Source organism: Brucella sp., from assembly GCF_032066345.1.
Lineage (GTDB): Bacteria > Pseudomonadota > Alphaproteobacteria > Rhizobiales > Rhizobiaceae > Brucella > Brucella pseudogrignonensis.
The window spans coordinates 38593-58793 of record NZ_DAMBKZ010000013.1; the positions used below are offsets into that span (position 1 = coordinate 38593).

A 20201-nucleotide genomic window follows, 5' to 3' on the forward strand; every position below is an offset into this window, starting at 1 on the left:
ATCATGAATTTAACGCCAAGAGAAAAAGATAAGCTCCTGATCGCTATGGCCGCCATGGTCGCCCGTCGCCGATTGGAACGCGGTGTGAAGCTCAATCATCCGGAAGCGATTGCTCTGATCAGCGATTTCGTCGTTGAGGGCGCAAGAGATGGGCGCTCCGTAGCCGACCTCATGGAAGCGGGAGCCCATGTGATTACGCGTGAGCAGGTGATGGCAGGTGTCGCTGAGATGATCCACGATGTTCAGGTCGAGGCGACTTTTCCTGACGGCACCAAGCTCGTCACCGTGCATGAACCAATTCGCTGAAGCGGGAAGACATGCAGCGGTTCCAGTTAAGAATGAATCGTTGGAACCGCTGTAACTGTTTGTTTTTACGCATTATCCGACGCAAAGCCGCTCCGCACTTTTGCTGGTAATGCTATAATAGAGGGATTGATAATGAGAAAATCGATATTTCTTGCGGCAACAGCGATGGCGCTCACAGCAAGCCCGGCCTTCGCGCATCTTAACCCTGCCGAGCATGGTTCGTTTGCGGCGGGTTTCACGCATCCGATTTCAGGGGCTGACCATATACTGGCGATGGTGGCAGTCGGTCTATGGGCTGCAATGCTTGGCGGGCGGGCGCTGTTTGCCGTCCCTGCCGCCTTTGTCGGTGTCATGTTGCTTGGGTTTGTCGCGGCCCTCGCGGGGTTTCCGGTACCGTTTGTCGAGCCGGTTATCCTCGCTTCAGTAGTCGTGATTGGTCTTCTGGTAGCTTTGGCGCTTCCGGTTTCGGCTGTAGTTGGCGCCATGATCGTTGGCTTCTTCGCATTCTTCCATGGTCATGCCCATGGCGGTGAAATTGGTGGAGCGGCTTTCCTTTCCTATGGTGCGGGTTTTGCGCTGGCGACGATTCTGCTCCATGCGGCAGGTATTGGCGTGGGGCTCACAGCCGGGCGCATGATGACGGGGAAAAACGGGCGCATTGCTCTGCGTGTTGCGGGTGGCGCGACGGCTCTTGGTGGCCTCATGCTGATGGCCGGATGAGGTGATGCGATGATACCCGGAGAAATTATTACCGCCGATGGCGACATAGAGCTCAATCAAGGTCAGCCGACCATAACCCTCAAAGTGGCCAATACCGGTGATCGCCCGATCCAGGTGGGCAGCCATTATCACTTCTACGAGGTCAATGCAGCGTTGTCTTTTGATCGCGAGCAGGCGCGTGGTTTCAGGCTCGATAGTGCAGCCGGAACCGCAGTTCGTTTCGAGCCGGGACAGGAGCGTGATGTGACGCTGGTGCCGATTGGTGGAAAACGCGAGATTTATGGCTTCCGTCAGCTTGTCATGGGCAGGCTCTAATCCAGGAAAAAGGGGAATCCCATGCCAGCCAGAATTAGTCGCGCCATATATGCGCAGATGTTCGGCCCGACCACCGGAGACAAGGTTCGGCTTGCCGATACGGAGCTGTTTATCGAAGTCGAAAAAGACCTGACCGTCTATGGTGAGGAGGTTAAGTTCGGTGGTGGCAAGGTTATCCGCGATGGTATGGGGCAAAGCCAGTTATCGCGCGCGCAAGGCGCGATGGATACTGTCATCACCAATGCGCTGATCCTTGATCACACCGGCATTTATAAGGCCGATGTCGGCCTGCTCGACGGGCGTATTGCAGGCATCGGCAAAGCCGGCAATCCTGATACGCAGCCGGGTGTGACGATTATCATAGGCCCCGGCACGGAGATCATTGCAGGCGAAGGCCGTATCCTGACTGCGGGTGCTATTGATTCACATATCCATTTCATTTCACCCCAGCAGGTGGAAGAAGCTTTGAACTCGGGCGTCACCTGTATGGTCGGTGGCGGCACTGGCCCTGCACATGGCACCCTTGCCACCACCTGCACCCCGGGACCATGGAACATTGCCCGTCTGATCCAGTCATTTGACGGCATGGCGATGAATTTCGGCGTGTTTGGCAAGGGCAATGCATCCTTGCCAGGCGCACTGGAGGAAATGGTGCTTGCTGGTGCGTGCGGTTTGAAACTGCATGAGGACTGGGGAACGACCCCGGCCTCTATCGACAATTGCCTTGCTGTCGCGGACCGGTTTGATGTGCAGGTGGCAATCCATACCGACACGCTCAATGAATCGGGCTTTGTTGAAGATACGCTTGCTGCTTTCAAAGGGCGCACGATCCATTCATTTCATACCGAAGGTGCAGGTGGCGGGCACGCACCCGACATTATACGCGTCTGCCAGTATCCGAACGTATTGCCCGCTTCGACCAACCCCACACGGCCTTATACGGTCAATACGGTGGCCGAACATCTCGACATGCTGATGGTCTGCCATCACCTGTCGCCCTCCATTCCTGAAGACATAGCCTTTGCTGAAAGTCGCATCCGTAAGGAAACGATTGCCGCCGAAGATATTCTGCATGACATGGGTGCTTTCTCCATCATTTCATCAGACAGTCAGGCCATGGGCCGTGTCGGCGAAATGGTTATTCGCTGCTGGCAAACTGCCGACAAGATGAAGCGGCAACGAGGCGCACTCTCTGAGGATGTACCAGCCAATGATAATTACCGTGCCCGTCGCTATGTTGCGAAATATACGATCAACCCGGCAATTGCGCATGGCATGTCGCATGAGATTGGTTCGGTGGAAGTTGGAAAGCGCGCCGATCTGGTGTTGTGGAATCCGGCATTCTTCGGTGTGAAGCCAGATTTCGTATTGCTTGGCGGCTGGATTGCGACCGCACCGATGGGCGACCCGAATGCTTCCATCCCCACGCCGCAACCCATGCATTACAGGCCAATGTTCGGCTCGTTCGGCAAGGCGCGCACCAACAGCTCAGTAACATTTGTGTCTGAAGCCGCGATGAGTGCCGGTTTGCGGGAGTCGATTGGCGTCGACAAGCAGATGGTTGCGGTCAAAAATACGCGCGGTGGCATTGGCAAGCGTTCGATGATTTTGAACGATGCGATGCCGCAGATGGAGGTTGATCCAGAAACCTACGAAGTGCGGGCCAATGGCGAGCTTTTGACCTGCGAGCCGGTCGATGTCGTCCCCATGGCACAACGCTACTTCCTGTTTTGAAGGTTTGAAATGATAGAAGTAAAGTCGATAATCCGCGCTCATGAAGTGATTGATGCTGTTCCGGCAGGCCATGCAATCCTCGAACGCGATGAGCGCCATCTGCGCCGCAAAGCCATAGCACTTGAAGATGGAGAGAAAATCTTTCTGGATTTTGCGGAGCCGGTGGTGCTCGACCATGGCGACCGGTTGGTGCTGGAAGATGGGCGCGAGATTGAAATTCGTGCCGCACGAGAGGCGCTTTATGAGGTTCGCGGTCGCGATACACTCCATATTACGGAGCTTGCATGGCACATCGGCAACAGACATCTCGCTGCACAGATTGAACCGGATCGCATCTTCATTCTGCGGGATCACGTAATCAAGGCGATGCTCGAAGGGCTTGGCGCCAAAGTCATCGATACCGTTGAAATCTTCAGCCCATTGCGCGGAGCCTATTCGGGCGGGCATTCCACACATGATCACCAGCATCATGACCATGACCATCACCACCACGATCACGACTGATCAGAACGTTGCATTGCTGCGCTTGATGGCCTGGCTTTCGCCGGTCTTTCCGGTGGGTTCGTTCAGCTATAGCAATGGGCTGGAACGTGCGGTTCATGATGGTCTGGTGACGGACGTTGAAGGCCTGCAAACATGGCTGCAATCGCTCATCAATTATGGATCGGGCTGGAATGATGCTGTCCTGTTTGCAGAAAGCTGGCGACAGGCCGTTTCAGGTGGCGATCTTCAGGGCGTGGCGGAGCTTGGCGCAGCACTGGCAGGTTCACACGAACGGCACATGGAAACCATGTTACAAGGCTCGGCATTTCTGATGGCTGCCAAAACCTGGGATCATGCGATTTTCAGACGCTTGCCGTCTGAATGCGCTTATCCTGTTGCGGTGGGTGCCCTATCGGGCGCGCACGGCATTCCGCTGAGATTGGCACTGAGCGCCTACCTTCAGGCTTTTTGCATCAATCTTCTGCAAGCATCCATCCGGCTTTCTGTTACCGGGCAAACGGGCGTCACAAGCCTGATGGTAGCTATGGAGCCAACGCTTGTTACGACGGCTGCAAGGGCTGCTCAATCCACATTGGATGACCTTGGTTCGGCAACATTTCTTGCTGAAATCATGGCCATGAAACATGAAACACAGCATTCGAGGCTTTTCCGCTCATGACACAGAAAAACGGACCTTTGCGCGTTGGTATCGGTGGCCCCGTTGGCTCGGGAAAGACGACTTTAACGGAAAAACTCTGCAAGGCCTTGCGCGAGAAATATTCCATTGCGGTCATCACAAACGATATTTACACGCGGGAGGATGCGCTCATTCTCGCCAAACATCAGGCCTTGTCCGAAGATCGCATCATGGGTGTGGAGACAGGCGGGTGTCCGCACACGGCGATCCGCGAAGACGCTTCAATCAATCTTCAGGCGATTGCCGAGATGAACAAGCGGTTTCCCGATCTGGATATCGTTTTCATCGAATCTGGCGGTGACAATCTTGCAGCAACATTTTCGCCCGATCTCGCGGATCTGACGCTTTACGTAATTTCCGTTTGTCAGGGCGAGGAAATACCGCGCAAGGGCGGACCGGGTATCACGCGGTCCGATTTTCTTGTGATTAACAAGAGCGATCTTGCACCCTATGTTCATGTGGATCTCGATATCATGAATGGCGATGCTGCGCGGATGCGTGGCAAGCGTCCTTATGGATTTACCGATCTGCATCGCGGCAAAGGCGTGCAGGAGGTTGTGGAGTTCATTCTGGAGAATGGCAATCTTTAGAGCCCCATGCGTCGGCACATGGCGATAAAACTCTTAACCGCCTGCGATGCCTCGCTTTTACGGAAAGCCAGTGCCACGTCGGACGTAGTGGAAATGCCTGCAACATCGATATAGCGAATGCCGGGCAAGCCCACAGCACTCAAGGATTTTGGCGCAAGCGCCACGCCCATCCCGATAGATGCGCGGCTCGCAATTTCAGTGAAATCAAGTGCTTGGGCGCTGATGTTGGGTTCGAAGCCTGCGCTGTGACAGGCTTCGATTGTTGTGCCGTGAAAGCCGATATCGGCTGGCTGACGCGGGGTGATGAAGATTTCATCCTTGAGGGATGGAAGCTCAATGGTAGCTTGATGTGCCAGCGGGTGCGTTTCGCTGAGAACTGCAACAAGCGGCTCCTTTCTCACTACAAGGCTGGTAAGGCCCGGCAGAAGAAGCGCGGGCCAGCGCACAAAACCCATGTCGAGAAGTCCTTCGGAAATGCGCGTCAATTGCATCCGCAGTTCCATCTCGACCAGATTGACCGAAACGTCGGGATATTCCTGCTTGAACTTGCGAATGGTCTCGAACACCACGCCCGAATAGGCGGCAGAGGCGACATAGCCGATGGAGATCTGACCGATTTCACCACGCCCGGCACGGTTGACCGCAATCATCGTCGCATCGACCTGCATGAGTATTTTGACGGCCTCGCGGTAAAGCACTTCGCCTGATTGCGTCAGTTGAACGGCGCGTCGCGAGCGATCAAGAAGCGGCGCACCGAGAATGGTTTCCAGCGCCATGATCTGCTGGCTGAGACCCGGTTGGGCAATGCCAAGTTTTGCAGCTGCCCGTTCAAAGTTCTTCTCCTCAACAAGCGCGCAGAAATAACGCAGATGTCGGAGTTCAAAGGATTTGGACGTAAGGAGCTTGCTGCGCTGTTCCGGCATGGTTGTTTCTTTGAATAATTCAAAACTATGGCGATTTTGATTAGCATAACTCAAACTTATGAAAAATACGCCCTTGAATTATTGGATAGATTACGAAAAGATGATTAATGGGGTCCAGTTTAAACCTTGAGGGGATCAAAGTGAAAATCCTGGCCCGAAACCGCCACGCATTATCGGTCGTCATTCTTTCCGGCACAACCTTCGCTGCCATCGTTGCAGCACATGCGCAGGAAACAGCAAGCCCCACCGTGCTTGCACCGATTGTTGTGAATAGCGGTTCGGAAGATCCGACCGCTCCCGTCAAAGGCTATGTTGCCAGAACAAGCATCAGCGCGACCAAGACCGGTACGCCGCTGGTTGAAACCCCGCAGTCTATTTCTGTCATTACGGCTGATCAGTTGAAAGCTCAGGATGCGCAAACCCTTGGGCAAGCGCTTGGCTATACGCCGGGTGTGGTTTCCGAACCCTATGGTTCCGACCCGCGCTTTGATTCACCGCTGATCCGTGGTTTTGATGGCCGTCAGGTGCAGTTCTTAAACGGTCTTCGCCTGATGCGCACTGCAGGTGCCTCGGCGGTTGATCCTTATATGCTTGAACGTATCGAAGTGGTGCGTGGACCTGCTTCGGTGATGTTCGGTCAGGGCAATCCCGGTGGCCTGATCAATATGATCAGCAAGCGCCCGACGTTTGAGAAGTTCGGTGAGATCGGTGTTCAGGCTGGCAGTTATGACACCTATGGCACCTATTTCGATTTTGGCGGTCCTGTCACGGAAAGTGATCAGTTTGCCTATCGCCTGACGGGCATGGTGCGCAAAGCTGGCACACAGACTGACTATCTCGACAATGATCGCTATTTCATCGCGCCCGCTTTCACATGGAAGCCGGATGAAGATACCAAGCTTACCATTCTCACCAGCTTCCAGCACGACAATCCAAGCTCACCTTCGGGCTTGCCTGCACAGCTCACATTGAACGCGACCGATTACAGTCTGCCACGCGACTTCTATGTAGGCGATCCAAGCTATGACGATTCAAGCCGCAATGTCGTCAATCTCGGTTATGAGCTTGAACATCGCATCAACGAAACATGGACCTTCCGGCAGAACGCGCGTTACACCAATCAACGCTGGGATTATACGGCGCTTGGCATGGCATCGACCGGCCTCGCAAAGGACGGCCGCACGATCAACCGCACAGCCACAGTTCAGAACGAACGCCTGAACACGTTCAATATCGATAATAATCTGGTCGCCGAGTTCGATACAGGTCCGGTCGAGCACAAGTTTCTTGTCGGTGTCGACTATCGTTATTTCGACAATAGTGCCGGAACGCAGTTCTGGAGTGCGACCACACTTGATGCCTACAACCCTGTCTATGGTGGGCCGATCAAGTACCTGACCGCGAAGCCGACCGTTAACACGCTTGTCGATTCCCGCATGACGCAGGTCGGTATCTATGCGCAGGACGAGCTGGCCTATGAAAACTGGCGCGCGACTTTCGCTCTGCGTCAGGATTGGGCTTCGACCCGCGGCACCTCGACCAATCGCAATACCAATACACCTCGCCCGCTTGATCAGGATGATGAGAAACTGACCGGCCGTGCGGGCCTTGGTTATGTGTTCGACAATGGCATCGCGCCTTATGTCAGCTATTCGACTTCGTTTGAACCTGTAGCAGTTTCGGCAACCGCAGGTGTATTGCAGCCAACGACCGGCAAGCAGTGGGAAGCAGGCGTAAAATATCAGCCAAATGGCTGGGATGGTTACTTTGCGGCAGCGGTTTATGATCTGCGCCAGCAGAATGTGCCAATCAGCGTTCCGCTGCCGGGCGGAACCGGTTCCACGACTGAACAGATCGGCGAGATTCAGGTTAAGGGGCTTGAGCTTGAAGGTGTGACCAGCCTTGCCCAAGGCCTCGATCTGCGTGCAGCCTACACCTATATGAAGGCCGAAATTGTAAGCGGCAAGGATGACGGAAATCGTCTGCCGAACGTGCCAGAACATGCAGCCAGCCTGTGGCTTGATTACACCTTCCAGGAAGGTTCCGTGCTTGAAGGATTTGGCGTCGGTGGCGGCGTGCGTTATCTTGGCCAGCGTTTTGGCGATACAGGGAATACGCTTGATCTTGATGGCGTGACCCTCGCCGATGCTGCAATCCACTATCAGAAGGATCACATCAGGGCGTCGCTCAATATCAAGAATATTGCGGACAAGAAGTATGTCGCAAGTTGCAGTTCTTTCGGATGTAACTATGGTGACGGCAGAACCTATATGAGCAAGCTGACATTTACATGGTAACAGGCCCGCAACGCGGATCGATAGTCTCTGCATCTAAAATCAGCCGCCGGAAAGCCCTTGGCCTTCTGGCGGCTTTGGCTTTGCCGAATGTGGCGCGCGCCAATCCATTTCCGCGCATTGCGGCAATCGATTGGGCAATGCTCGAATGTCTGGTGGCATTGGGTGTCACGCCGATTGCGGCAACAGAGCTGATCCGGTTTCGTGAAGATGCGGTTGAGCCGCAATTGCCTGCTTCGGTTGTCGATCTCGGTCTGCGTGGTTCGCCGAATTTCGAGCTGCTTTATCTGCTCAAGCCTGATCTGATCCTGAGTTCCCCTTTTTATACCCGCCATGAAGAGGCGATGAAATCGATAGCGCCGATCATGTCGTTGCCGTTTTACGTGCGCGGCGAGGGGCCTTATGAGAAGTCGCTGCAAGCTGTAACGGCGCTGGGCGATAAGCTTGAACTCAGCGCCAAAGCATCAAGTGTTATTGAGGCTCAGGCGAAGTTTATTGCCGAGACCAAAGAGACGTTGAAACCTTTTGCATCGCGCCCGACCTACCTCATCAATATTGGTGATGCGCGCCATTTCCGCGCTTTCGGCAATGACAGCATGTTTGGTGACGTGCTGGAACGGCTTGGTCTGCCAAACGCCTGGACGGATCGCTCGCGCTTTACATTTGCGGCCCCCGTTCCGCTGGAAAATCTGGCAGCAAATCCTGATGCGCGCATCATCATTATCTCGGATATTCCAGTTGAATCGCGCAACAGCCTGCGCAACAGCGTGATCTGGCAATCGCTCAAACCTGTCCGTGACGGTCGTGTCTATATGGTGGGTAACATCAATCCCTATGGCGGACTGACCGCCGGATTGCGATTTGCACGGCTTCTGAGCCGGGCGTTGCAGGCAAGCGGCGAGGCATTCCTGTGACCCGTGGTGGACTGATTTCAAGCGCTGTAATCGGCGTTATGATCGCTCTTGGGCTGTTTCTCTGGAACGCCAACGCGTTTTTGCCTTTTGCGCAATGGCCTTCGCTGCCGTTTAACCCGCAAAACATGAGCACCGAGCAGGTCATTCTGGCCTATGCGCTGTTTCCGCGTGCTTCCGTTGCGATTTTCGCCGGTGCAGCACTGGGGCTGGCGGGTGCTTTGCTGCAGCGTTTGCTCAACAACCCGATTGCCGATCCATCGACGCTTGGTGTGTCATCGGGCGCGCAGCTGGCAATCGTTACGGCAACGCTGTTCTTCCCGACAGTGCTTGACCAGTTTCGCTGGGCGGTGGCGCTTTCGGGTGCTGGTGTTGCGACCGCAATCGTGTTTCTGCTTGGCTGGCGCAGTCGGCTTGAGCCAGTGACGATGGTTGTGTCCGGTCTTCTGATCGGTGTGACATGCAGTGCGATTTCCGCTGCGATGACGCTCTCGCAGGGCCAGTATCTCATGTCGCTTGTGACATGGAATGGCGGTTCGCTGAGCCAGCAGGACTGGTCATCGACGGTCGCCCTTGCTTTGCAATTCCTTGTCTGCCTCATTGCCGCAATCATGCTGAGCCGTCCGCTGACACTAGCAGGCCTTGGCGATAGCAGTGCGCGCTCGCTGGGCGTTCCGCTGGCATGGCTGCGTGTGGCGGTCGTGGCTGTTGCGGTGGTGCTGAGTGCCGGCGTTGCGGCCAGTGTCGGGCTTGTCAGTTTTATCGGTCTGGCTGCCCCTGCAATCGTCCGTGGCTTCGGGGTCAGAAAGCCGGGTTCAATCCTGCTGGCGTCACCTTTTGCTGGTGCCGTGCTTCTCTGGATCTGCGACGGGGCGGTGCAAGTTTTCGGCGCAAATCTGGGTGAGACTTTCCCGACAGGCGCAGTTACCGCGCTGATCGGCGGGCCTTTGCTGCTCTGGCTCATTCCGCGTGTGCGTTCGACAGGATCGCACCAATCCTCATCTGCACAGGTTTTCAGACGTGCTTCAAATGCCAAACTTGGCTTGATGCTCATCGCTCTGCTGGTCGCAGCTTTTCTCGCTCTTGCGCTTGCGCGCACGCCGGAAGGCTGGTTGCTTCTGACAGGCGACAATCTTCGCGATATCTTGCCTTTGCGCTGGCCGCGCCTTCTGGCAGCCGCTGCCGCAGGGAGTCTGCTTGCAATGGCGGGCGCGGTCCTTCAGCGACTAACCGGCAACCCGCTGGCAAGCCCGGAAGTAATCGGCGTCAGTGGCGGAGCAGGAATAGGCTTTGCTTTAGCACTGACAATTTTCGCCGCACCCAATAATGCGCAATTGCTGCTTTGCGCGTCCTTTGGTGCGCTGATTGCCATGCTGGTTGTGTTGAGCTTTGCGAGCCGCAGAAGGCTGTCATCTGCCCGTTTGCTTCTGGCCGGTATTTCGGTCGGTTCGCTCGCATCTGCCATATTAAGCATCTTCCTCTCGATCGGCGATCAGCGGTCGTGGCAGATACTTGCCTGGCTCAGCGGGTCATCGGCAACGGCAACGCCGGAAAGTTCGCTCTTCCTTGTCGTGCTGACATTCACAGTGATTGGGCTGGCATTGCTCGCGTCCCGCTGGCTGACCATCCTGCCGCTGGGGCAGACGATTCCAGTCTCGCTTGGTTTGCCGGTGCGGTCTGCACGGATATTGACGATCCTGCTTGCCGCGATTGCAAGTGCCGCCGCATCGCTTCTCGTCGGCCCTTTGAGCTTTGTGGGGCTGATGGCGCCGCATATGACGCGCCGTATGGGCTTTGATCAGGCTCAGTCGCATGTCGTGGCATCAGCCGTGCTGGGCGCGCTTTTGATGGTGATTGCCGATCTCGGTTCGCGCAATGCGACCTTCCCTTATGAGTTACCGCTGGGCCTTTTCGCAGCTTTGGTCGGTGCGCCCTATCTTGCCTGGGCACTCGCATCGGCCCGGAAATCGTGAACGATTTTCGGAAAGCATGATGCACAGATTTAAATATTCGGAGCGTCCTTTGTGCGTTCTTTTGCCGAAAGGGATAATCTGATGAATACGAACACGCCGCTCTGGATGGATTCTCCGGAGCGATACGGGCTTGTGAGCCGGATTCTACATTGGGCAATGGCCTATATTCTGCTCTGGCAGTTTGTGATGATCCTTTCGTGGAAAATGGTTGGCCCTTCACCGGTGCTTGATGCCATCAGGGTTTTCGGTCCGGCACATGGAACGGTCGGGTTTCTGACGATTGTGTTGGTTGTCGTGCGTGGTATCTGGGCATTCATCAATCGCAATCAGCGCCCGCCGCATCAAGCAGGGCTGATGGGCAAACTGGCGCGCATTGCACATAATGCATTCTATGTGCTGCTGTTCGCCATTCCGGCTCTGGCACTGTTTCGCGCCTATGGCAGCGGTAAAGGACGCGAGCAATGGGGCATCAATATTGTCCCTGCAACGGGCGAGAAAGTGGAATGGATGATGGCACCCGCAAATGCGCTGCACAGCCTGCTTTCATGGGTTCTGTGCGTGTTGATTGTCGCCCACATACTGGCCGCACTGTTTCATCGCCTGGTTCTTAAAGACGGCATTCTCTCACGCATGGCTGGCCCGATGCGCTCCAATTTCTCACTTTAACGCGCATCTCTTCCGAAAACCGTTTCACACTTTTCGGGATGCGCTCCCAATTCAGAGTTTTGCCGCAAGGAAGTCGATAAAGGCACGGATACGCGCGGCGAGGTGAGGGTGGCCGGGGAAAACCGCATGGATTTTCTCAGGTTCCGCAGGCGACCATGCGGCCAGCACTTCCACCAGTCGCCCGCTTGCCAGATCATCGGCAACAGTATGCTCTCCGGTCTTCATCAGCCCTCCGCCTTCAAGGCAGATGCGTCTTAGGATCGTGCCGTCGCTGCCAAGAAAATTGCCGGAAACCACCTGTCGAATGCTATGTCCTGTTTCAGGATCGGCAAACTCCCATTCACTCGGCTGGAAATTATAACGCAGACAATTATGCGTTTTGAGGTCTTCCGGTCTCTGTGGCGTGCCGTGTTTTTCCAGATAAAGCGGTGAGGCAACGACCAGCCGCCGCATCAGCGTGATGGGGCGGGCTTTTAACGCCGAATCCTTCAAGACGCCGGAGCGGATCGCAAGATCGGTTCGCTCCTGCCAGAGATCGATAATGCTGTCGTTTAAGGTAATATCCAGCTCGACCTCCGGATATAGTTTCAGAAATTCAGGCACCAGCGGCATGATGACCGTTGCACCAAAGCCGACCGTCGAACTGACACGCAAAGGGCCGCGTACTGCTGCCTTTGCGCCATCGGTGATGCGCGCCTCCATTTCAGTCAACCGGTCGAGCAGGCTGCGCGCTTCCGCCAGATAGATTTCACCTTCCGGTGTCGGCGTCAGACTGCGGGTGGACCGCACCAGCAGACGCACCTGCAAGCGATCTTCCAGCCGCGAGACAAGACGGCTGATCGCTGATGGTGTCATGTTGAGCTGACGGGCGGCAGCGGAAAAGCTGCCTGTTGCCACTGCGCGCGCAAAGACTTCCATTTCACCGAAGCGGTTATCCAAAGCATCACCTGTGAATTTGATGAATAGTTATATGCAAGATTATCACTCTTATCATTTGATATCCAGAGAGCGATATGGAGACAAAGTTAAACAACAGGAACTCCTCCCATGCCTGTCGCTCTCATTGCTCTTACGATCGCTGCCTATGCGATCGGGACGACCGAATTTGTGATCGTTGGCTTGCTGCCGACGGTCGCTTCGGATCTGAATATCACTTTGCCGCTCGCCGGATTGATCGTCAGCGTTTATGCGCTTGGCGTCACCTTTGGCGCTCCAATCCTCACGGCCCTGACCGGTCGTCTTGAACGCAAGCCATTGCTGCTCGGCCTGATGGCGCTGTTCATCGCTGGCAACATGGTTGCCGCTTCCGCCCCAAGCTATGAAATCCTCATGGTCGGGCGCGTGCTGTCTGCCTTTGCGCACGGCGTTTTCTTCTCGGTCGGTGCCACCATCGCGGCTGATCTCGTGCCGGAAAACAAACGCGCTTCGGCTATCGCCATGATGTTCATGGGCCTGACAGTTGCAATCGTTACCGGCGTGCCGCTAGGCACATGGATCGGCCAGAACTTTGGCTGGCGTGCAACCTTCTGGGCTGTTTCGGCTATCGGCCTTGTGGCTCTCGTCGGTATTGCAGCACTTCTGCCGCGTGCATTGCCGAAGGCTGAACCAGCATCGCTCATGGATCAGCTGCGTGTTCTGGGCTCCGGTCGCTTGCTGATTGTCTATGGCATGACGGCACTTGGTTATGGCGGCACGTTTGTGGCCTTCACCTATCTCACCCCGATCCTGCAGGATATTACCGGCTTTTCCGCAGATTCCGTCAGCTACATTCTCGTGCTTTATGGCATTGCCATTGCCATCGGCAATATTGTCGGTGGACGCATTTCAAACGCCGATCCGGTGCGCGCCCTGACTGTTCTGTTCGTGTTGCAGGCGATTGTGCTGGTGCTGTTCAGCTTTAGTGCTGTGTCGCCGCTCTTCACGCTGATCACGCTTGCGGCCCTCGGCTTCCTGCAATTCGCAAATGTTCCCGGCCTGCAGCTCTATGTGGTGCAGCTTGCCAAGGAACACCGTCCGGGGGCTGTCGATGTCGCTTCAGCGCTGAATATTGCAGCGTTCAATCTCGGCATTGCGCTTGGCGCCTGGCTCGGAGGCATGGTGGTCGAAAGCCAGCTCGGTCTCATTTCAACCCCTTGGGTTGGTGCAATTCTCGTCGCGAGTGCTCTTGGCCTCACAGTTTTGAGCGGCGTGCTTGATCGCCGCACCGAAACCCGCGTCGCAACCGCTTGAAAATAAAAGGAATGACTATGCATAATGTAACAACAAATGGTGCCACCATCCCGGCTCTCGGCCTTGGCACTTTCCGTATGCCCGGCGAAGATGTGCTGCGCATTGTTCCCTATGCGCTCAAGGCTGGCTTTCGCCATGTCGATACAGCCCAGATCTATGGCAACGAAGCAGAAGTCGGCGAAGCCATTTTCAACTCCGGCATTCAGCGTGGCGATATCTTCCTCACCACGAAGGTCTGGGTCGATCATTACAAGCACGATGCTTTTATCAATTCTGTCGATGAAAGCCTTGCCAAGCTGAAGACTGATTATGTCGATCTTCTGCTTCTGCACTGGCCAAATGAAGCCGTACCGCTTGCCGAGCAGATCGGCGCGCTGAATGAAGTGGCAAAGGCTGGCAAGGTGCGTCACATCGGTGTGTCCAACTTCAACACGGCTCTGATGGCGGAAGCAAAGACGCTGTCTGATCTGCCACTGGTGACGAACCAGATTGAGTATCATCCTTATCTGAACCAGCAGGCCGTGATTGAAGCGGCTCACGCTGCAGGCATGTCGATCACCGGCTATTATGCGATGGCTGACGGCAAGGTGTTCGGCGACGCGGTGTTGAAGGACATTGCTGCCGCCCATGGCAAGTCGGTTGCTCAGGTGGTTCTTCGCTGGCTGGTGCAGCAGGATAAGGTGATTGCACTGTCAAAGACCGTCAGCGAAGCGCGGATCAAAGAAAACCTCGCCATCTTCGACTTCGCCTTAAGTGAAGCGGAAATGCAGGCAATCCACGCGCTTGCCAAGACAGAAGGGCGCATCGTCAGCCCGGACGGACTGGCCCCGAAGTGGGACTGAAAACAGAAAGGACGGCGCAAGCCGTCCTTTTTTAGCGCATGTTTTATCGCTGTATTTTCATGCCAACATAAATGCTGTTGGCGTGGTACTCGCGATAAGAAATCTGGCTGGTTTGAAACTCATGCCGTAGTCGTGCATCAATGCCGACAAAGCGGTTGATCCAGTATGTCGCGCCAATCTGGGCACCGACTGTGTAATCCGTGCCAGTGCCGTCCTTGTTGTCGCGGACATTGAGGTCAAGCTTGCCGTTCACGCTAAGATCGGATCTCACCTGACGTTTCACTTCGATACTTGCGAAATGCAGAAGCGCCCCGGCGACTCCCGGCGTCGTCGATGTATCGACGGTGGTTTGCGCAAAAAGCTGAACATCAGTGCCGCGCAATGGCGACCAGTTGATGCTCGCAGCCAATGACGGTCCACTGATATCGGAGAGGCGCGCATCATCGCTGTTAACGCGCATGAAGCCAGCCGAGAATTCGCCGTTGAATTTCTCGCCGCGATCAAACATCAGACCGCCGCGCACTGCATATTGCGAGCCGCTACGCTCATAACCGTTGCTGTCCACGCGATCATCGAACATGCGCTTGCCGAGTTCGACTTCGGCAAAGGGCTTGAGTGCCGGCGAAATGCTGAAGCCGCCGCGCAGCGTCACACTGGCATAGGTATTGTCGCGGTCCTTCTGGCTGACCGTGCCCCCGGAAGACAATTCCGCATCGCCATAGATTTCATGCTCGACGCGACCCGTCGCACGGCCAAAAAGCAGGCCGGTGTCGCGTTCGATGCCGAGGCTGCCGTTGATGGTATGAACGAGCGGCCGCTTCAAAGCGTCCGTGACGCCGTTCGGGCTTGATGCGCTTTCACGACGCAGCTTATAGCCCGCCCCCGCATTCACGGTTGTCTGGTCGCTCAAATCAAAACGCAGATTGCCCTGAACATCAACGCGAGGTTCTGACACGTCCTGCCCGGAGATTGATTTGCTCATCGTGCCGGAAGCATCGATTTTCGCCTGATGGCGTCCCCAATCCGATTCTGCATTGAGGCGGAGAGTTGTTTCCGACAGCACGGCGCTGGAGCCGGTCGAGCTGTTGTCACCATTGGTGGTGGCGCGAATGCCCTGTTCGAGTGTCGGACGCAATACAAACGTGCCCGCACGAATGCCGATTGGCGCGAATGGATCGGCTTCCTGTGTTGCACGGCGACCCTGTTCGGGGAGCGCGGGCAGGTTCTCACGACGCGCGCGACCGGTTTCGTCCTGCTCTTCCGTTGTGACCGCGCTGACGGGCATATTGTCGGTGGCAAGGAAGCGTGGTGCTTCTTCTTCGGCAATCGTTGCTGCCTGCGCCGGTTCAGCGGGCTGAGGCGGTGCGGGAGGCGTGTAGGAATCGTCTGCAAGATTATCCTGTGCAGGCGCATTCGGATTTGCAGGATCAATATCGCGATTGGCGTTCTGTTCTGACGAGGAAATGGGAAGATTACCGTCTTCGTCCAGATCGCCGCGAAGTTGTATGTCCTGAGAAAAGGCCGCAGAATTGCTGACTGCCAGGGCAACCCCTGCCAGCAACAGGCTTCTCAGCCTGCGGGCAAAAGGCGATGGTCCGCCCGATGGGATATTGGCAAAAAGCATATTGTCTTCAAACCGTTGCAACGTGGTAAGCGAACGGTAAACGGACATGGTTAATTCTTTATTGACGATTGCGTTTTGAGCGTCGTTATTGTGCGTCAACAAATGCTTGGACAAGCAGCAGCGAAGGCGCTAACCGTTGGCGTCATGACAAAGCTCGACACGACACATGAAGCCGCGCCTGCGGAGGATTCGATTGCCTCGGCTCTGCGCACCATCAAGACCGAGAATGCGGGCCTCGTAGCGCTTGAAGATGCGCTGAACAACGGCCTTGCTGCACCCTTTGCGGAAGCAGTCAGGACGATTGTTGCCTCCAAGGGCCGTCTCGTGGTGACTGGCGTGGGCAAGAGCGGGCATATCGGCACCAAGCTTGCAGCAACTTTTGCATCGACTGGTACGTCCGCTTTCTTCGTGCATTCGGCGGAAGCCAATCACGGCGATCTCGGCATGATCGGTACGGATGATGTCATTCTCGCAATTTCGTGGTCGGGCGAAACGGCGGAACTCAAGGGCATCGTCAATTATTCGCAACGCTTCCGCATTCCGCTGATCGCAATTACTGCGGGTGAGGAATCGGCTCTTGGACGTGCGGCGAATGTCGTGTTGTTATTGCCAAAAGCACAGGAAGCCTGTCCACATGGTTTGGCGCCGACTACATCAACGATGATGCAGTTGGCCATTGGCGATGCGCTTGCAATTGCGCTTCTCGAAGCGCGTGGTTTCAGCCCGACAGACTTCAAAACCTTCCATCCGGGCGGTTCGCTCGGTGCAAGTCTCGTCCATGTTCGTGAGATCATGCATAAGGGCGACCGTCTGCCGCTGGTCAATGTGGGTACATTGATGACGGACGCTATGAAGGTGCAGGCGCAAAAGAGTTTTGGCTGTGTGATCGTTGTCGATCAGGACGGTCAATTGGCAGGCTTTATCTCTGATGGTGATATTTCGCGCAATCTGAGCCGCAATCTTTCAGAGCTGACCGTTGATGACATCATGACGCGGAAGCCAAGGACGATTGATAAGAATTTGCTGGCGAGCGCAGCACTCAGCCTCATCAATGAAAAGCATATCGGCGCGCTGATCGTTGTTGAAGACAACCGCCCAATTGGCCTCGTTCACTTCCACGATCTGCTGCGGATTGGGGTGGCTTGAGGTTAGGGGAATAGGGCAGTAAGGCAGTAGGGCAATATGTTTTTGCTGCGGATTTGATCTGGCCTTGCGGCATTAAACTGCAAGCAGGATCACTATCCTTACTGCCTTACTGCCTTACTGCCTTACTCTGCCACTTCCATCTCAAGCGTGATCGGGTCAAACGACACGATATGCACCTCAGTACCTGCGGGTAAGTCTGGGCCTTTGATGCGCCATGTTGTATCATTGATACGGATGCGACCGCGACCGTTGACGATAGGTTCCGCAAGGGTGGCGCGCTGGCCGACGAGCTGGTCGCCGCGACGATTGAGCAAAGGCTCATCCTGACGGTCGCTGGAGCCGAAAACGCGGCGTCCTGCCAGCACGAAAATAACGGCCAGCACCAGAAACAGGACGATCTGCAGCTGCCAGCCAAATCCCACGACCGAACCCAGCAGAAAAGCAAAGACGCCGGTTACGAGGGCCGCAAGGCCGAACCAGATGAAGAAGATGCCGGGCGCCAGAATTTCCAGAATGAGCAGGACAAGTCCTAAAACGAACCAGCCCCAGAGCCCAAGTTGTGACAGGAAATTGATGATCATAACGCCCTGCCTGTTTTAGCTGCGAGTGGTAGGAACGCTGCGCGTGCGTGGAGCTGGTGCAGCCGGTGTTGGGTCAACCGGATGGCTGCCATCGCCAAACACTTCCTTGGCAATCGCACCGATACCAGCCAGTGAGCCGATCAGCGAGCTTGCTTCAAGCGGCATCAGAACCACTTTCTGGTTCTTGGCACTGGCGATATTGCCGAGTGCCTCGGTGTATTTCTGCGCAACGAAGTAGTTGAGTGCTTGAACATTACCGTTTGCAACGGCGTCGGAAACCAGCGTCGTTGCCTTTGCTTCAGCTTCTGCAAGGCGTTCGCGCGCTTCAGCTTCGCGCTTGGCGGCTTCCAGCTTGCCTTCCGCTTCGAGGATCTGCGACTGCTTCTGGCCTTCAGCGCGCAAGATCTGCGCATTACGGTCGCCTTCAGCTTCCAGAACCTGCGCACGCTTGTCGCGTTCTGCCTTCATCTGGCGGGCCATCGAGGTGACGATGTCGGCAGGCGGATTGATATCCTTGATTTCAACGCGTGTCATTTTGAGGCCCCATGGATGGGCCGCTTCATCGACAACGCGCAGCAGACGATCATTGATCGCGTCGCGGTTGGACAGCAGTTCATCGAGATCCATCGAGCCCATGACGGTACGGATATTGGTCATGGTGAGGTTCAGGATTGCATATTGCAGATTGGCAACCTGATAGGCGGCCTGTGCTGCATTGAGCACCTGATAGAAGGCCACGCCATCGACGCCGACAATGGCGTTATCGCGGGTGATGACTTCCTGCGTTGGAACGTCGAGCACCTGTTCCATCATGTTAAGCCGTGCGCCGATACGGTCGAAGAAAGGCACAATGAGATTGAGGCCCGGCATCAGCGTGCGGGTATAGCGGCCAAAGCGCTCCACTGTGTAGTTGTAGCCCTGCGGCACAGTCTTGATGCCAGCAAAAAGCGTTGCAAGCACAAGTGCGGCTAAAATCAGCAGCGTGATGTCAAAACCAGTCATTATTCAAACCCCTTCAATCAAACCCAACCCTGCAACTCGCGACGGACGAGTGTTTCGATAACCTTCATGCCTTCTTCGCTATCGTTGAGGCATGGTATATGGCTGAAATTCTCGCCGCCAGCCTCATGAAATTCTTCTGCCGCTTCGTGGCCAATTTCATCGACCGTTTCCAGACAATCCACCACAAATCCCGGATTGAGAACCGCAACGGATTTTATGCCCTGCTTTGCCAGTTCTACAAGAGTTTCGTCGGTGTATGGCTGCAACCATTCTTCCGGTCCGAAACGCGACTGGAAAGTCGAGCGGAACTGCTTGTCGTCCATGCCGAGGCGCGCGCGCAAAAGCCGTGAAGTTTCAAGGCATTGTGCGCGATACGGGTCGCCCTTGTCGGAATAGCTTTTCGGGATTCCATGATAAGAAGCGAGGATCACTTCCGGCTTGAAATCAAGCGTTGCCAGATGCTTCTCAATCGACTGCGCGAGCGCCTCGATATAGACCGGCTCCACTTCATAGGAAGGGATCGTGCGGACAGCTGGCATGAAACGCTTTTTCATCAGCACTTCAAAGAATTTATCATTTACGGTGGCGGTGGTCGTTGCCGAATATTGCGGATAGAGCGGGAACATCACGATGCGTTCGCAGCCCTGTTTCAGCAGCCGATCCGTCACTTCCTCAATCGAAGGCTGACCATAGCGCATGGCCCAGTCTACGATGACATTCGGATGATCTTTCAGCGCGACCGCAAGCTTTTCACCCTGCGCGCGGGTAAAGGTGCGCAGTGGCGATTCATTTTTCTCGCGGTTCCAGATGCGGTCATAGAGTGCGCCAGAGCGCTTTGGGCGTGTGTTGAGTACGATGCCATACAGGATCGGATACCAGAATAGACGCGGCCATTCGATCACGCGGCGATCCGAGAGAAACTCGGCCAGATAACGGCGCATCGGGGCATAGCTTGTGCCGTCCGGCGTGCCGAGATTAACAAGCAAGACACCGACTTTGGGTTGCTTTACAGCATGGCTGGCTGGGGTGGCGATCACTTTATCCGTCTCACTCATATTCCGACTCCTGCTTTGCCGGAAAACTAGAGAAAAAAAGGCAAATTACAATCCTAACAATGACTAAGGCAGTTGAATTGTCTGAAGATTACGGAAGTATCACATAAAAA

The 20201-nt window shown here is 55.4% G+C and carries 20 protein-coding genes; 14 read left to right on the forward strand and 6 right to left on the reverse strand.

Features of this window, described 5'->3' with window-relative positions:
* The first annotated feature begins 3 nt into the window (after nucleotides 1-3).
* The 7 genes from RT142_RS16155 to ureG all read left to right on the forward strand — a co-directional run bounded on the left by RT142_RS16155 (nucleotide 4) and on the right by ureG (nucleotide 4845).
* Nucleotides 4-306, forward strand: a complete 303-nt coding sequence (locus RT142_RS16155) for an urease subunit gamma (RefSeq protein ID WP_007877174.1) — start codon at nucleotides 4-6, stop codon at nucleotides 304-306.
* 132 nt (nucleotides 307-438) lie between these two features.
* On the forward strand, nucleotides 439-1026 hold the full coding sequence (locus tag RT142_RS16160) for a HupE/UreJ family protein (protein WP_007877172.1): 588 nt from the start codon (nucleotides 439-441) through the stop codon (nucleotides 1024-1026).
* Nucleotides 1027-1035: 9 nt separating this feature from the next.
* Nucleotides 1036-1341, forward strand: a complete 306-nt coding sequence (locus RT142_RS16165) for an urease subunit beta (RefSeq protein ID WP_112814638.1) — start codon at nucleotides 1036-1038, stop codon at nucleotides 1339-1341.
* A gap of 21 nt (nucleotides 1342-1362) precedes the next feature.
* Nucleotides 1363-3075 (forward strand): urease subunit alpha, encoded by a 1713-nt coding sequence (gene ureC, locus RT142_RS16170; RefSeq protein ID WP_313029944.1) that lies wholly within the window; start codon nucleotides 1363-1365, stop codon nucleotides 3073-3075.
* Nucleotides 3076-3084: 9 nt separating this feature from the next.
* Nucleotides 3085-3579: an urease accessory protein UreE gene (gene ureE / locus RT142_RS16175; protein ID WP_313029947.1), complete on the forward strand. Its 495-nt coding sequence runs from the start codon at nucleotides 3085-3087 to the stop codon at nucleotides 3577-3579.
* Entirely contained in the window at nucleotides 3551-4237 is a 687-nt protein-coding gene (locus RT142_RS16180) for an urease accessory protein UreF (RefSeq protein ID WP_313030056.1), read from the forward strand. Before ureE ends, RT142_RS16180 begins: the two co-directional genes overlap by 29 nt.
* Nucleotides 4234-4845, forward strand: coding sequence for an urease accessory protein UreG (gene ureG, locus RT142_RS16185; RefSeq protein ID WP_105519295.1), 612 nt, complete (start codon nucleotides 4234-4236; stop codon nucleotides 4843-4845). Before RT142_RS16180 ends, ureG begins: the two co-directional genes overlap by 4 nt.
* Here the strand turns inward: ureG and RT142_RS16190 are convergent.
* Nucleotides 4842-5768: a LysR family transcriptional regulator gene (locus tag RT142_RS16190; protein WP_007877165.1), complete on the reverse strand. Its 927-nt coding sequence runs from the start codon at nucleotides 5766-5768 to the stop codon at nucleotides 4842-4844. The genes ureG and RT142_RS16190 overlap by 4 nt on opposite strands.
* Nucleotides 5769-5875: 107 nt before the next feature.
* Between RT142_RS16190 and RT142_RS16195 the strand changes: the two genes are divergently transcribed.
* The 4 genes from RT142_RS16195 (at nucleotide 5876) to RT142_RS16210 (ending at nucleotide 11612) form a co-directional block, all read left to right on the forward strand.
* Nucleotides 5876-8065 (forward strand): TonB-dependent siderophore receptor, encoded by a 2190-nt coding sequence (locus RT142_RS16195; protein WP_313029948.1) that lies wholly within the window; start codon nucleotides 5876-5878, stop codon nucleotides 8063-8065.
* Entirely contained in the window at nucleotides 8059-8976 is a 918-nt protein-coding gene (locus RT142_RS16200) for an iron-siderophore ABC transporter substrate-binding protein (protein ID WP_064321391.1), read from the forward strand. Before RT142_RS16195 ends, RT142_RS16200 begins: the two co-directional genes overlap by 7 nt.
* A 38-nt stretch (nucleotides 8977-9014) precedes the next feature.
* On the forward strand, nucleotides 9015-10946 hold the full coding sequence (fhuB, locus tag RT142_RS16205; protein ID WP_153223286.1) for a Fe(3+)-hydroxamate ABC transporter permease FhuB: 1932 nt from the start codon (nucleotides 9015-9017) through the stop codon (nucleotides 10944-10946).
* Nucleotides 10947-11027: 81 nt separating this feature from the next.
* Nucleotides 11028-11612, forward strand: a complete 585-nt coding sequence (locus RT142_RS16210) for a cytochrome b (protein ID WP_313029951.1) — start codon at nucleotides 11028-11030, stop codon at nucleotides 11610-11612.
* Nucleotides 11613-11663: 51 nt separating this feature from the next.
* Here RT142_RS16210 and RT142_RS16215 read toward each other — a convergent pair whose 3' ends face one another.
* Entirely contained in the window at nucleotides 11664-12551 is an 888-nt protein-coding gene (locus RT142_RS16215; RefSeq protein WP_207442105.1) for a LysR family transcriptional regulator, read from the reverse strand.
* 108 nt (nucleotides 12552-12659) lie between these two features.
* Between RT142_RS16215 and RT142_RS16220 the strand changes: the two genes are divergently transcribed.
* Nucleotides 12660-13841 (forward strand): MFS transporter, encoded by a 1182-nt coding sequence (locus tag RT142_RS16220; protein ID WP_207442103.1) that lies wholly within the window; start codon nucleotides 12660-12662, stop codon nucleotides 13839-13841.
* Between the two features lie 17 nt (nucleotides 13842-13858).
* Nucleotides 13859-14683: an aldo/keto reductase gene (locus RT142_RS16225; RefSeq protein WP_313029956.1), complete on the forward strand. Its 825-nt coding sequence runs from the start codon at nucleotides 13859-13861 to the stop codon at nucleotides 14681-14683.
* Nucleotides 14684-14726: 43 nt separating this feature from the next.
* On the opposite strand, the gene RT142_RS16230 is transcribed toward RT142_RS16225, so the two are convergent.
* Complete coding sequence (locus RT142_RS16230; RefSeq protein WP_105519303.1) at nucleotides 14727-16307, reverse strand: outer membrane beta-barrel protein; 1581 nt, start codon at nucleotides 16305-16307, stop codon at nucleotides 14727-14729.
* 144 nt (nucleotides 16308-16451) lie between these two features.
* Here RT142_RS16230 and RT142_RS16235 point away from each other — a divergent pair, with 144 nt between their 5' ends.
* On the forward strand, nucleotides 16452-17453 hold the full coding sequence (locus tag RT142_RS16235) for an SIS domain-containing protein (protein WP_007877147.1): 1002 nt from the start codon (nucleotides 16452-16454) through the stop codon (nucleotides 17451-17453).
* Nucleotides 17454-17575: 122 nt separating this feature from the next.
* Here RT142_RS16235 and RT142_RS16240 read toward each other — a convergent pair whose 3' ends face one another.
* From RT142_RS16240 to hemH, 3 genes are read right to left on the reverse strand one after another with little or no spacing between them, the layout of a single operon-like run.
* Nucleotides 17576-18034 carry an NfeD family protein gene (locus RT142_RS16240; RefSeq protein ID WP_007877145.1) on the reverse strand — a complete coding sequence of 153 codons (459 nt, stop codon included), beginning with the start codon at nucleotides 18032-18034 and terminating at the stop codon, nucleotides 17576-17578.
* A 15-nt stretch (nucleotides 18035-18049) separates the two neighbouring features.
* Nucleotides 18050-19036: an SPFH domain-containing protein gene (locus RT142_RS16245; RefSeq protein WP_007877143.1), complete on the reverse strand. Its 987-nt coding sequence runs from the start codon at nucleotides 19034-19036 to the stop codon at nucleotides 18050-18052.
* Nucleotides 19037-19053: 17 nt separating this feature from the next.
* Nucleotides 19054-20091, reverse strand: a complete 1038-nt coding sequence (gene hemH, locus RT142_RS16250; RefSeq protein WP_064321397.1) for a ferrochelatase — start codon at nucleotides 20089-20091, stop codon at nucleotides 19054-19056.
* Nucleotides 20092-20201 lie beyond the last annotated feature (110 nt).